13 protein-coding genes are annotated in these 11,743 nt (G+C 69.8%); 8 read left to right on the top strand and 5 right to left on the bottom strand.

Annotation, left to right across the window (positions count from 1 at the left end; all coding sequences use genetic code 11):
* Positions 1-62 precede the first annotated feature (62 nt).
* From EGM46_RS03285 to infB, 4 genes are all read left to right on the top strand, one after another.
* Positions 63-1,829, top strand: a complete 1,767-nt coding sequence (locus EGM46_RS03285) for a proline--tRNA ligase (RefSeq protein ID WP_125098742.1) — start codon at positions 63-65, stop codon at positions 1,827-1,829.
* Positions 1,830-1,987: 158 nt separating this feature from the next.
* The gene (gene nusA / locus EGM46_RS03290; RefSeq protein ID WP_125098743.1) at positions 1,988-2,983 is read left to right on the top strand and encodes a transcription termination factor NusA; all 996 of its coding nucleotides are present in this window, start codon (positions 1,988-1,990) and stop codon (positions 2,981-2,983) included.
* A gap of 186 nt (positions 2,984-3,169) precedes the next feature.
* Positions 3,170-3,427 (top strand): YlxR family protein, encoded by a 258-nt coding sequence (locus EGM46_RS03295; RefSeq protein WP_125098744.1) that lies wholly within the window; start codon positions 3,170-3,172, stop codon positions 3,425-3,427.
* Between the two features lie 74 nt (positions 3,428-3,501).
* Positions 3,502-6,234, top strand: coding sequence for a translation initiation factor IF-2 (gene infB / locus EGM46_RS03300; RefSeq protein WP_125098745.1), 2,733 nt, complete (start codon positions 3,502-3,504; stop codon positions 6,232-6,234).
* A gap of 71 nt (positions 6,235-6,305) precedes the next feature.
* Here the strand turns inward: infB and EGM46_RS03305 are convergent, their stop codons facing one another.
* Genes EGM46_RS03305 through EGM46_RS03315 form a run of 3 tightly spaced genes read right to left on the bottom strand, consistent with a single transcriptional unit; the run spans position 6,306 to position 7,860 of the window.
* Positions 6,306-6,713 carry a VOC family protein gene (locus tag EGM46_RS03305; RefSeq protein ID WP_125098746.1) on the bottom strand — a complete coding sequence of 136 codons (408 nt, stop codon included), beginning with the start codon at positions 6,711-6,713 and terminating at the stop codon, positions 6,306-6,308.
* 10 nt (positions 6,714-6,723) lie between these two features.
* Positions 6,724-7,164 carry a helix-turn-helix transcriptional regulator gene (locus EGM46_RS03310; protein WP_125098747.1) on the bottom strand — a complete coding sequence of 147 codons (441 nt, stop codon included), beginning with the start codon at positions 7,162-7,164 and terminating at the stop codon, positions 6,724-6,726.
* 9 nt (positions 7,165-7,173) lie between these two features.
* Complete coding sequence (locus EGM46_RS03315) at positions 7,174-7,860, bottom strand: DUF805 domain-containing protein (protein ID WP_125098748.1); 687 nt, start codon at positions 7,858-7,860, stop codon at positions 7,174-7,176.
* A gap of 106 nt (positions 7,861-7,966) precedes the next feature.
* Here EGM46_RS03315 and rbfA point away from each other — a divergent pair, with 106 nt between their 5' ends.
* A complete protein-coding gene (gene rbfA, locus EGM46_RS03320) occupies positions 7,967-8,404 on the top strand; it encodes a 30S ribosome-binding factor RbfA (RefSeq protein WP_125098749.1) in 438 nt (145 codons plus the stop codon).
* Positions 8,405-8,509: 105 nt separating this feature from the next.
* On the opposite strand, the gene EGM46_RS03325 is transcribed toward rbfA, so the two are convergent.
* Positions 8,510-9,385 (bottom strand): A/G-specific adenine glycosylase, encoded by an 876-nt coding sequence (locus EGM46_RS03325; protein ID WP_125098750.1) that lies wholly within the window; start codon positions 9,383-9,385, stop codon positions 8,510-8,512.
* Positions 9,386-9,401: 16 nt separating this feature from the next.
* Positions 9,402-9,845 carry a DUF2871 domain-containing protein gene (locus EGM46_RS03330; protein ID WP_125098751.1) on the bottom strand — a complete coding sequence of 148 codons (444 nt, stop codon included), beginning with the start codon at positions 9,843-9,845 and terminating at the stop codon, positions 9,402-9,404.
* Between the two features lie 75 nt (positions 9,846-9,920).
* Between EGM46_RS03330 and truB the strand changes: the two genes are divergently transcribed.
* The 3 genes from truB (at position 9,921) to EGM46_RS03345 (ending at position 11,741) form a co-directional block, all read left to right on the top strand.
* On the top strand, positions 9,921-10,886 hold the full coding sequence (gene truB / locus EGM46_RS03335; RefSeq protein ID WP_125098752.1) for a tRNA pseudouridine(55) synthase TruB: 966 nt from the start codon (positions 9,921-9,923) through the stop codon (positions 10,884-10,886).
* The gene (locus tag EGM46_RS03340) at positions 10,883-11,239 is read left to right on the top strand and encodes a hypothetical protein (protein ID WP_125098753.1); all 357 of its coding nucleotides are present in this window, start codon (positions 10,883-10,885) and stop codon (positions 11,237-11,239) included. The genes truB and EGM46_RS03340 overlap by 4 nt, the downstream gene beginning before the upstream one ends.
* Positions 11,240-11,432: 193 nt before the next feature.
* Complete coding sequence (locus EGM46_RS03345; RefSeq protein WP_025134760.1) at positions 11,433-11,741, top strand: WhiB family transcriptional regulator; 309 nt, start codon at positions 11,433-11,435, stop codon at positions 11,739-11,741.
* Positions 11,742-11,743: the final 2 nt, after the last annotated feature.

The raw sequence follows: 11,743 nt of genomic DNA on the forward strand, positions 1-11,743 counted from the left end.
CCCCAGCCTAGGCGCTCGTCGGCGCGGGTGATGGACCGCGGTGAGAGGGCTACGATGGTGGGGTGATCACACGGCTCAGCAACTACTTTCTGAAGACTCTCCGCGAGGACCCCGCGGACGCCGAGGTCGCCAGCCACAAGCTGCTGGTGCGGGCGGGCTACATCCGGCGCCAGTCGCCAGGCGTCTTCGGCTGGCTGCCGCTCGGGCTGCGCGTGAAGGGCAAGCTTGAGCAGATCATCCGCGAGGAGATGGCCGCAGCTGGCGCGCACGAGGTGCACTTCCCCGCGCTGCTGCCCCGCGACCCGTACGAGGCGACCGGCCGCTGGGACGAGTACGGCGAGACGATGTTCCGCCTGCAGGATCGCCACGGCGCAGACCACTTGCTCGCGCCCACGCACGAGGAAGCCTTCACGCTCATGGTGAAGGACATCGTGTCCTCCTACAAGGACCTGCCGCTGCAGCTCTTCCAGATCCAGGACAAGTACCGCGACGAGGCGCGGCCGCGCGCCGGCCTCCTCCGCGGGCGCGAGTTCACGATGAAGGACGCCTACTCCTTCGACGTGACCGACGAGGGGCTCGCCGAGAGCTACCAGAAGCAGCGCGACGCGTACGAGCGCATCTTCACGCGGCTCGGCCTCGAGTACGTCATCGTGTCGGCCGACGCCGGCGCGATGGGCGGCTCGCGCAGCGAGGAGTTCCTGCTGCCGACGCCGATCGGTGAGGACACGTTCGTGCGCTCGGCCGGTGGTTACGCCGCCAACGTCGAGGCGTACGAGACGCCAGTGCCCGCGGCGATCGACTTCACGAACGCGCCGGCAGCCGCCGTATTCGATTCCCCGAACACGCCCACCATCGAGACGCTCGTCGCGCACGCGAACGCGGTGATCCCGCGCGCCGATGGCCGCCAGTGGGAGGCCGCAGACACCCTGAAGAACGTGGTGCTCGCCATCACGCCGATCGGGGGCGAGCGCGAGCTCGTGGTCGTCGGCATGCCGGGCGACCGCGACGCCGACATGAAGCGCGCCGAGGTCGTGTTCGGCGGCGCCGACGTCGAGCCGGCCACGGCCGCAGACTTCGAGAAGCACCCCGGCCTCGTCCGCGGCTACATCGGGCCCGTGCTCGGCGGCCAGGCCGTGCTCGGCACCGAGGGCACCACCGGCGTGCGCTACCTGCTCGATCCCCGCGTGGTCGCTGGAACCGAGTGGATCACCGGGGCGAACGAGTCCGAAAAGCACATCGCGCACCTCGTCGCCGGCCGCGACTTCAGCGCCGACGGTGTCGCCGACATCGCGTCGGTGCGCGACGGCGATCCCGCGCCGGATGGATCCGGCCCGATCGAGACCGCGCGCGGCATGGAGATCGGTCACGTGTTCCAGCTCGGCCGCAAGTACGCCGAGGCGCTCGGGCTCAAGGTGCTCGACGAGAACGGCAAGCTCGTCACCGTGACCATGGGGTCGTACGGCATCGGCGTGACCCGCATCATGGCCATCCTCGCCGAGCTGCACCACGACGATCGCGGGCTGATCTGGCCCGAGGCGATCGCGCCGTTCGACGTGCACCTCGTGGCCACCGGCCGCGACGCCGCCGTCTTCGAGATCGCGGAGACGCTCGCGGCGGACCTCGAGTCCGCCGGGGCCGACGTGCTCTTCGACGACCGCCCGAAGGTCTCGCCGGGCGTCAAGTTCGGCGACGCCGAGCTGCTCGGCGTGCCCCGCGTCGTGGTCGTCGGTCGCGACGCCGCCGAGGGCTTCGCCGAGGTGTGGAACCGCGCCGACGGCACCAAGGAGAAGATCGCGATCGCCGAGATCCCTGCGCTCTTCTCCGCGTAGCCCAGCACCCCGCGAGCGGGCGAACTGCCACCTGTCGGCGACGCACCAGCGTTGCCGGCAGGTGGCAGTTGTCATTGCGCTGGAGTACTCTGGTCTCTTCCGCCACGGGCTGCCCCGTGGCGACATCTGAATAGACAGTTCAATACAAGGAGGCCACGGTGAAGATCGAGCTGGTAACGCTGCGACAGATCGAACGCGAGAAGGAGATTCCGTTCGACGAGCTTGTCGAGATTATTGAGCAGGCCATCCAGTCCGCGTACCTGCGTCACGCGGAGAACCAGAACCTCCCGGTGCCGCGCGAGTCTGATGTGCGCGTGACGCTGGACCGCAAGAGCGGCGAGATCTCGGTGCTCGTGCCCGAGCTCGACGAGGCCGGCGCGCAGATCGGTGAGGCGTACATCACCACCGACGAGTTCGGTCGCGTCGCGTCGAGCGCCGCGAAGCAGGTCATCAACCAGCGCCTGCGCGACCTGAGCGACGACGCCGTCCTCGGCACGTTCAAGGACCGCGAGGGCCAGGTCGTTTCGGGCGTCGTGCAGCAGGGCCCCAACCCGCGCATGGTGCACGTCGACCTCGGCGAGCTCGAGGCGATCCTGCCCCCCGAGGAGCAGGTGCCAGGGGAGAAGTACCCGCACGGCATGCGCATCCGCGTGTACGTGACGAGCGTGTCGAAGGGCACGAAGGGCCCGCAGGTGGTCGTGTCGCGCACGCACCCGGGGCTCGTGCGCAAGCTGTTCGAGCGGGAGGTGCCCGAGCTCGCCGAGGGGCTCGTCGAGATCGTGTCGCTCGCGCGCGAGGCTGGGCACCGCTCGAAGGTCGCCGTGCGGGCGAAGCAGGCCGGCATCAACGCGAAGGGCACGTGCATCGGTGAGATGGGCGGCCGCGTGCGCGCCGTTATGAGCGAGCTCGGTGAGGAGAAGATCGACATCGTCGACTACTCGCCCGAGCTGCCGAAGTTCGTCGCGAACGCGCTGTCGCCCGCGAAGGTGACCGACGTGTTCATGCTCAACGAGTCGCTCAAGCAGGTGCGCGCGCTGGTGCCTGACTTCCAGCTGTCGCTCGCCATCGGCAAGGAGGGGCAGAACGCGCGGCTCGCGGCGAAGCTCACCGGCGCGAAGATCGACATCCAGCCCGACTCGATCATGAACGACTAGTTCGTCGTGCGTGCGCGCGGTGCCGGGACGCCCCGGCACCGCGCGCTCCGCGCGGCCCCCACACCCGCGGGGGAGGTTTCCGCCTGCGGGTATGGAATCAACGGGAACTCAGTACCCTTGAGGGGAAAGCCTGCCCGCGGCTGACGGCACGCCGTCAGCGCGAGGAACAGGCGGGAAGCTGGTAAGATGGATGCGGTTCGGACCTGTGTGGCGTGTCGGAAACGCGCACCACGCACGGAACTGCTTCGGGTCGTGGTGCACGATGGTCGACTGTGCGTCGACGATCGCGCGGTACTCCCCGGGCGGGGCGCCTGGGTACACCCCACGGTGCAGTGTCTGGATCAAGCTGTGAAGCGCGGGGCTTTTCCCCGCGCGCTGCGAGCATCGGGGAAGCCCGATGCCGGCCCCTTAGAGAACAGGCTGAAAACACTCATGGACAACTAATGAGCGGCTCACGATGAGACCCGTCCAGTAATTTTGGTTCTCGCCTGTCTGGCGTGAACCCAGACAGGAGAAAAGTGGCAAACCCACGCGTACACGAGATCGCTGCGGAGATCGGTGTTGATAGCAAGGTCGTTCTGGCCAAGCTGAAGGAAATGGGCGAGTTCGTCAAGGCGTCCTCGTCGAGCGTCGCGCCCCCGGTCGCACGCAAGGTCAAGGCTGCGCTTGCGGCCGATGGCGTTGGCGGCACGCCCGCCGAGTCCGCGGCACCCGCCGCACCCAAGAGCCCCGCGGCGCAGAAGCCCGGCCCCCGGCCCGGCCCGAAGCCTGCCGCGCGCAAGGAGGCCGAGCCGGCTGCTCCCGCCGAGGCTGCGAAGCCGGCGGCCGAGCAGCCCGCCGCGGAGAAGCCTGCGGCTGAGAAGCCCGCCGCTCCGAAGCCCGCTGCGGCGAAGCCCGGTGCGAAGCCCGCTGCGGCGACCCCGGGCGCTGGCAAGCCCGGCGCTCCGAAGCCCGGTGGCCCGCGCCCCGGCAACAACCCGTTCGCCTCGAGCCAGGGCATGGGCATTCCGCGCCCGCCGCGCCCCGGCAACAACCCGTTCAGCTCGAACCAGGGCATGCCTCGCCCCGGTGGCGGAGCTGGCCGCCCGAACCCGGGCAACATCCCGCGTCCCTCGCCGCGCCCCGCACCCGGTGGTGCTGGCGCAGGTCGTCCCGGTGGCGCCGGTCGCCCCGGCGGCGGTCGTCCCGGTGGCGGCGGCTTCAACCGCCCGGGTGGCGGTGGCGGCGCCGGTGGTGCAGGCGCACCGGGGACCGGCTTCGGCGGTCCCCGTCCCGGCGGCGGCTTCGCCGGCCGCGGTCGCGGCGGTCGTGGCGCTGGCACCGCTGGTGCGTTCGGCCGCGGTGGCTCCAAGAGCAAGGCACGCAAGTCGAAGCGGGCGAAGCGGGCAGAATTCGAGATGCGCGAGGCGCCGTCGCTCGGCGGCGTGAGCGTTCCCCGCGGCGACGGGTCGACCGCGATCCGTCTGCGCCGTGGCGCATCGCTGTCGGACTTCGCCGACAAGATCAACACGAGCGCGTCGAACCTCGTGACCGTCCTGTTCCACCTCGGTGAGATGGCGACGGCGACGGAGTCGCTCGACGAGGCGACGTTCCAGATCCTCGGTGAGGAGCTGGGCTACAAGATCCAGGTCGTCTCGCCCGAGGACGAGGACCGCGAGCTGCTCGAGGGCTTCGACATCGACATCGAGTCGGAGCTCGAGGAGGAGGGCGACGACGTCCTGCAGCCCCGCCCGCCCGTGGTCACGGTCATGGGTCACGTCGATCACGGTAAGACCCGACTGCTCGACGCGATCCGCAAGGCGAACGTTGGCGGCGGCGAGGCCGGCGGCATCACGCAGCACATCGGTGCGTACCAGGTGCACACCGAGCACGACGGCGTCGAGCGCGCGCTGACCTTCATCGATACCCCGGGTCACGAGGCGTTCACCGCCATGCGTGCCCGTGGTGCGCAGGTCACCGACATCGCGATCCTCGTGGTCGCGGCGGACGACGGCATCATGCCCCAGACGATTGAGGCGCTCAACCACGCGCAGTCGGCGAACGTGCCGATCGTGGTCGCGGTCAACAAGATCGATAAGGAAGACGCGAACCCGGAGAAGGTGCGCCAGCAGCTCACCGAGTTCGGCCTCGTCTCCGAGGAATGGGGCGGCGACGTCATGTTCGTCGACGTCTCGGCGAAGAACAACATCGGTATCACCGAGCTGCTCGACGCGGTGCTCCTCACCGCCGACGCCGGTCTCGACCTCCGCGCGAACCCGGACAAGGACGCGCGCGGTGTGGCCATCGAGGCGAAGCTCGACAAGGGCCGCGGCTCGGTGGCGACCGTGCTCATCCAGTCGGGTACCCTCCGCGTCGGCGACGCGATCGTTGCGGGCACGGCCTACGGCCGCGTGCGTGCGATGAGCGACGAGAACGGCGATCCGGTTGTCGAGGCGCTGCCCTCGCGCCCGGTGCAGGTGCAGGGCCTCTCGAGCGTTCCGCGTGCCGGTGACAACTTCATCGTGACCCCCGAGGACCGCACGGCACGCCAGATCGCTGAGAAGCGTGAGGCCGCCGAGCGCAACGCGCAGCTGGCGAAGGCCCGCAAGCGCATCAGCCTCGAAGAGTTCACGAAGGCGCTTGAGGACGGCAAGGTTGAGTCGCTCAACCTCATCATCAAGGGTGACGTGTCGGGTGCCGTTGAGGCACTCGAGGAGTCGCTCATGAAGATCGAGGTGGACGATTCGGTCCAGCTCCGGATCCTCCACCGCGGCGTCGGCGCGATCACCGAGTCGGACGTGGATCTCGCCACGATCGACAACGCGATCGTCATCGGCTTCAACGTGCGCCCCGACGTCAAGGCCCGCGAGCGTGCTGCGCGCGAGGGCATCGACATCCGCTTCTACAACGTCATCTACAACGCGCTCGACGACATTGAGGCATCGCTCAAGGGCATGCTCAAGCCCGAGTACGAGGAGAAGCAGTCGGGTGTCGCGGAGATCCGCGAGGTGTTCCGCTCGTCCAAGTTCGGCAACATCGCTGGTGTCATCGTCCGCTCCGGTACGATCACGCGCAACGCGAAGGCGCGCGTCATCCGCGAGGGCGTCGTCATCGCCGATGGCCTCGCCATCGAGTCGCTGCGTCGCTTCAAGGACGACGTCACCGAGGTGAAGGTGGACTTCGAGGCTGGTATCGGCCTCGGCAAGTACAACGACATCCAGATCGGCGACGAGATCGAGACCACCGAGATGGTGGAGAAGCCCCGCGACTAGTCGCAAGTGGGAACGGAGAAGGGCCCGGGCAGCGCGTGCGCTGCCCGGGCCCTTCTCTCTCGTCGGCCGGGTCAGAGCTCCTGGACGCGGACGGTGTTCCCCGCCGGGTCGCGGAACGCGAAGTCGCGCGTGCCCCAGTCCTGGGCCATGGGCTCCTGGAGCACCTCAACGGCGGACGCCTCGACGCGCGCGAACAGCCCGTCGAGATCGTCGGTGGCGAACACCACGGAGGCGTAGGATCCCTTCGCGATGAGCTCGTGGATCACGCGCTTCTCGTCGTCGGTGAGCCCGGGATCGACCGCTGGTGGGGTGAGCACGATGGAGGTGTCGGGCTGCGCGGGCGGGCCGACGGTCAGCCACCGCATATCGCCGTACCCGACATCGTTGCGCACCTCGAATTCGAGCACGTCGCGGTAGAACGCGAGCGAGGCTTCGGCATCGGTGTGCGGGAGGAACGTGACGTGAATGTTGATCTTCATGCCGGTCACGCTACTCTTCGCCGGCACCGGGAACTTCTCGAATCCTGACCGGTTTCGTCGCGCGCATCGTGACGATGCTCGGCAGCCCGCCGAGCGGTCCGCCGCCCTCCCTGCGGTAGCGGCCCGGCGAGACCCCGACGAGCTCGGTGAAGCGCGTAGTGAACGTGCCGAGGGAGCCGTAGCCCACGGCGAAGCACACCTCCGTGACCGAGAGGTCGCCCCGCCGCAGCAGCGTCATCGCGCGCTCGATGCGGCGCGTCATCAGGTAGCTGTACGGGGACTCGCCGTACGTCGCGGCGAACTCACGGCTGAGGTGGCCGGCGGACATCCCGACGCCGCGGCCCAGCTCGGCGACGTTGAGCGGCTCGGCGTACTCGCGGTCGATCCGATCCCGCACCGATCGCAGCAGCCGCAGCGCGTGGAGCCGCCGCGCATCGGGTGAGTGTGACATCGAAGCCGCTCAGGATCCGGGCTGCGCCTGCGGCGGCGTGGGATCCCAGTGCCCGGTGTGCGCGCCTGGGGCGGGGACCGCGACGTCGAACCGTCGCCCCTCGGGGCGTGAGCGCATGAGGAGCAGCACGAGCACGGCGACGTCGCCGAACGGGGCAAACGTGAGGAACCAGAGCGGGCCGGGGAAGTTCGCGTCGTGGAGGCGTCGCCAGCTGCACGCGATCGCCGGCAGCGCGAGTGCGAGCGTGGCGAGGACACCGACGAAGAAGACCGCGATCGCCGCGTCCGTCGCGGTGCGCGTCGGCAGCGCCAGGACGACGGGGATCATGACCAGCCACGCGAGGAGCAGGAGCGCGGTGAACAGCCGCGAGAACCACATCTCGCTGAGCGAGGCACGCCCGTCGAACTGGGCGTAGCCGCGGAAGAACCGCGCGATTGCCTGCCCGAACGTTGCGCCGTAGAGCGGGCGGGTCATGTCGCGCGGATCGCGCGCGCCGTCGAACGGCTCGCCCGGGCCGGGGGCCGGCAAAGCCCAGGCGGGGCCGGGGTACGTGGCGTCGTACGGCGGGGCCTGTGGCGGAGCGTACTGGGGTGCGGCGTACTGAGGCGCGGCCGGCGGGGCGTACTGGGGTGGTGCGTACTGCGGCGGTGTCGGCTGCGTGGGATCGGGGTGGGGGCCTGGCGCGTTCTCGGTCACGAGGTCAACTTCCAGTTGTGGGGGAATGGGGAGCTGGGGCGCTTCCACGCTACCCGCAGGAGGCGAGTCCCGGGCGGCGTCCTGCGCCCGCGGCTAGTATTGGAGTATGACGAATCCACGTGCGGGGAAGGTAGCGGAGCGAATCCAGCAGATCATCGCTCGCCGCCTGGAGAAGGGGCTGCGCGATCCGCGGCTCGGTTTTGTGACCATCACGGATGTCCGGGTGACGGGCGATCTGCAGCAGGCGAGCGTGTTCTACACGGTGTACGGCGATGAGCAGGAGCAGGCGGACACCGCTGCGGCGCTCAAGGCGGCGACCGGCATGCTGCGCAGCGAGGTGGGCAAGCAGCTCGGCACCCGGCTGACGCCGACGCTTGAGTTCATCCACGATGAGCTGCCGGAGAGCGCGCAGCACCTGAGTGATCTGCTGGCCGAGGCGAAGCGCCGCGACGACGAGTCGGCGGCGCTGGCGGCGAACGCGAGCTTCGCCGGGGAGGCCGACCCGTACACGAAGCCACGCGACGCGGAGGACGAGGAGCAGTAGGGCGCTGAGCGCCCGCTCCGCGAGCAATTGCTGCGAGTGCGATCCGGTATCGGCGAACCGAACCGGATCACACTCGCAGCAATTTTGGTATTGATGGGGGGCGGGCTACGGGAGGGCGAGGGAGTCCGCTGGGGACTCTCGGATGAGGCCGTCGGCGAGGAGCGTTGCGACGGCTCGGGCGGCCTGATCGGGATCGCTGCTCGCCGCCCGCAGCGCATCCGCCCGCGGCACCGCGCCGTCGGCCGTTCGCAGCAGCGCGAGCACCCTGCCGCGCGCCTGCCGGTCGCTGCCCTCGAAGCGCGCCTGCCGTGGCCGCTTCGCCGGCGCGTTGTCCGGGTAGCCGGCGCCGCGCCACTCGCACAGCGCCGCGATGGGGCAGTCGTCGCAGCGCGGAGCGCGCGCGGTGCAGACGATCGCGCCGAGCTCCATCGCGGCGGCGTTGAACGTTGCCGCCGCCGCGGGGTCGGCGGGCAGCAGCGCCGCCATGTCGTCGAGGTCGCGCGCGGCCGGCATGCCCGCAGCCGCCCTGCCGTGCACCGCGCGGGCGATCACCCTGCGCGTGTTCGTGTCGACGACGGGGTGGTGATCCCCGAACGCGAACGTGGCGACCGCGCGTGCCGTGTACGGCCCGATCCCGGTGAGCGCGAGCAGCTGCTCAACGTCCGCGGGCACCGCGCCCCCGTGCTGCTCCGTGATCTCCACGGCGGCGCGGTGCAGCCAGAGTGCGCGCCGCGGGTAGCCGAGCCGATCCCACGCGCGCACCGCCTCGCCGGGTTCGGCTGCCGCGAGCGCCGCCGGCGTCGGCCACCGCTCAAGCCAGGCGGACCACCGCGGGATGACGCGGTCGACCTGGGTCTGCTGCAGCATGAACTCGGAGACGAGGATCGCCCACGGCGTCGTGTCCGGCTCGCGCCAGGGCAGCTCGCGCGCCGCCAGCCCGTACCAGGCATTGACGGCCTGCGCGATCCCCGTGGTGTCCATCCGCACCAGTCTACGGTCAGGCCGGGGTGGGAGCCTCGGCGCCTCGCACGGCCGCGCGGAGCGCGATGAAGAGGGCGATGATGCCGCCGGTGATGGCGATGTGGCCGAGACCCGCGATGCCGGAGATCGCCGCGGACGACTCGATGCCGAGCACGGTCATGCTGCCGTGCACGATGAGCATCGCCGAGGTGATGATCACGCCGGAGTGGTAGAGCCCGAGGAACCAGCCGGTCGCGCGCTTCGCGGCGGAGAACGCGAACACGCGCTCGAGGCCGAGCAGGATGAGGAACGGGAAGAAGCCGAGCGCGAGGAGGTGGGTGTGCGCGACGCTGAGCTGCGTGAACGCGCCCTCTGGGAAGTCGTTCAGCTTGGTGAACTCGCGAAAGAACACGCCGGCTGCGACGCCGAGACCGGCGTACACGAATGCGGAGGTGAGGAGGTGGCGCAGAGGATTCTTCATACTCTGAGCCTCGCCCACCGTGCGTCACCGGGCATCAGCCGAATTGATGACTTCCGCGCGCAGTAGGCTGGAGGGGTGACTTCCGCCTCCGTTTCCTTGCCCCCGCACGGTGGGATCCTGCTGCTCGACAAGTCCGAGGGGTGGACCAGCCACGACGCCGTCGCGAAGTCGCGCCGCGCGCTCGGCACACGCAAGGTCGGCCACGCAGGCACGCTCGATCCGATGGCCACCGGCTTGCTGGTGCTCGGCGCCGGCCCGGCGACCCGGCTGCTCACCCACCTGGTCGGCCTCGACAAGACGTACCGCACCACGATTCGTCTGGGGATCGCGACCGTGACGGACGACCGGGAGGGCGATACCACAGCGGTCGCGGACGCCGCCGATGTGGCAGCGGTGCTGGCGGATCCCGAGCGGATTGGTGCCGCGGTGCGCGAGCTCACCGGCGACATCCTGCAGTCGCCGAGCGCGGTGAGCGCCATCAAGGTGGACGGGCAGCGCGCGTACGACCGGGTGCGCGCCGGCGAGAACGTCGAGTTGAAGCAGCGCCCCGTGACGATCCACGCGTTCGATATCGAGGCGCCGCGCGCAGCGACGGCCGCCGACGGCACCGCGGTCATCGACATCGACGCAACCGTGCGGTGCTCGACCGGAACGTACATTCGCGCGCTCGCTCGGGATCTGGGCGCGGCGCTCGGGCTCGGCGGGCACCTGACCGCGCTGCGCCGCACAGCGGTGGGGCCGTTCGACGTCGCCGACGCCGGCACGATCGAGCAGCTGGTGGCCGGCGACAACGTGCGACTGCTGGAGCCGGCCGCGGTGGCGACGGAGCTGTTCCCTGCGCTCCAGCTCGACGCGCAGCAGACCCTCGACCTCGGCCACGGGAAGCGGGTTGAGGTGGGTGCCGATCGGGATGCGAAGCTCGCCGCGGCGCTCGCGCCGGACGGGCGCCTCATCGGCCTCGTGTCGGTGCGGGCGGGCCGCACGCGCGTCGTGACGAACTTCCCAACGCCGGATACCGCCACGACCGGGGGAGACGCATGATTCTCGGCTACGCGATCGCGCTGATCGCTGTTGCGCTCATTGGCGCGGTGCTGTGCCTCGTCGAGGCGCTGCGGAAGCGCGGACCGAACGATTTCACGATGGGGGCGACGCTCGTTGTCGCCCTGCTGCTGCTCGTGCAGATCATCATCTCGATCGCCGCGCCGTTCGCGGGGAACACGGCGACGGGCGATCCGCTGGAGTTCTGGATGTACCTGATCGTGGCGTTCCTGCTGCCGATCGGCGCGGGGTTCTGGGCGCTCGTCGATCGCACGCGATGGGCGAATCTGGTGCTCGCGGTGGTGCACCTCTCGGCCGCGGTGATGACGTACCGCATGCTCGTGATTTGGGGCTAGCGCTGGCGTCGCACCGCCCGCGACACGCCTGACCAGGTCGCGAGTGTGACACGTCAGCGTGTTGGTGAGCTTCAAGTCGAGCTTGAGGGTTTACACTTTCCGGCTTGACTTGCACGAATCACAACGGTGTAATTAATGCATTGTCCCGACGAACCCGTCGCGACACGCGGGTCAAGCAGGAAAGGGGCGCAACGTGAACGAAACACCGCAGACTCCGGTCCCCGGTAATTGGTTCGTTGACCCCGTATTCCTCGGAGTCCCCGGCGTGCGCGAGGAGGACGAGGCCCTCGCCTGGCAGAGCGACGCGCTCTGCGCCCAGACGGATCCCGAGGCGTTCTTCCCCGAAAAGGGTGGCTCGACGCGCGAGGCGAAGCGCATCTGCGAGAGCTGCGAGGTGCGCTCCGAGTGCCTCGACTACGCGCTGCAGAACGATGAGCGCTTCGGCATTTGGGGCGGGCTCTCCGAGCGCGAGCGCCGCCGCCTGCGCCGCGAGGCGATCTAGCG

This window comes from Leucobacter chromiireducens, from assembly GCF_003917135.1.
Lineage (GTDB): Bacteria > Actinomycetota > Actinomycetes > Actinomycetales > Microbacteriaceae > Leucobacter > Leucobacter chromiireducens_A.

What these genes read in the sequence shown, in the direction of transcription:
- EGM46_RS03330 (WP_125098751.1), bottom strand. Translation starts at nt 9,845, where the DNA reads ATGAAGAATCCTCTGCGCCACCTCCTCACCTCCGCATTCGTGTACGCC.
- EGM46_RS03305 (WP_125098746.1), bottom strand. Translation starts at nt 6,713, where the DNA reads ATGAAGATCAACATTCACGTCACGTTCCTCCCGCACACCGATGCCGAA.
- rbfA (WP_125098749.1), top strand. Translation starts at nt 7,967, where the DNA reads ATGACGAATCCACGTGCGGGGAAGGTAGCGGAGCGAATCCAGCAGATC.
- EGM46_RS03325 (WP_125098750.1), bottom strand. Translation starts at nt 9,385, where the DNA reads ATGGACACCACGGGGATCGCGCAGGCCGTCAATGCCTGGTACGGGCTG.
- EGM46_RS03295 (WP_125098744.1), top strand. Translation starts at nt 3,170, where the DNA reads ATGGATGCGGTTCGGACCTGTGTGGCGTGTCGGAAACGCGCACCACGC.
- EGM46_RS03310 (WP_125098747.1), bottom strand. Translation starts at nt 7,164, where the DNA reads ATGTCACACTCACCCGATGCGCGGCGGCTCCACGCGCTGCGGCTGCTG.
- EGM46_RS03340 (WP_125098753.1), top strand. Translation starts at nt 10,883, where the DNA reads ATGATTCTCGGCTACGCGATCGCGCTGATCGCTGTTGCGCTCATTGGC.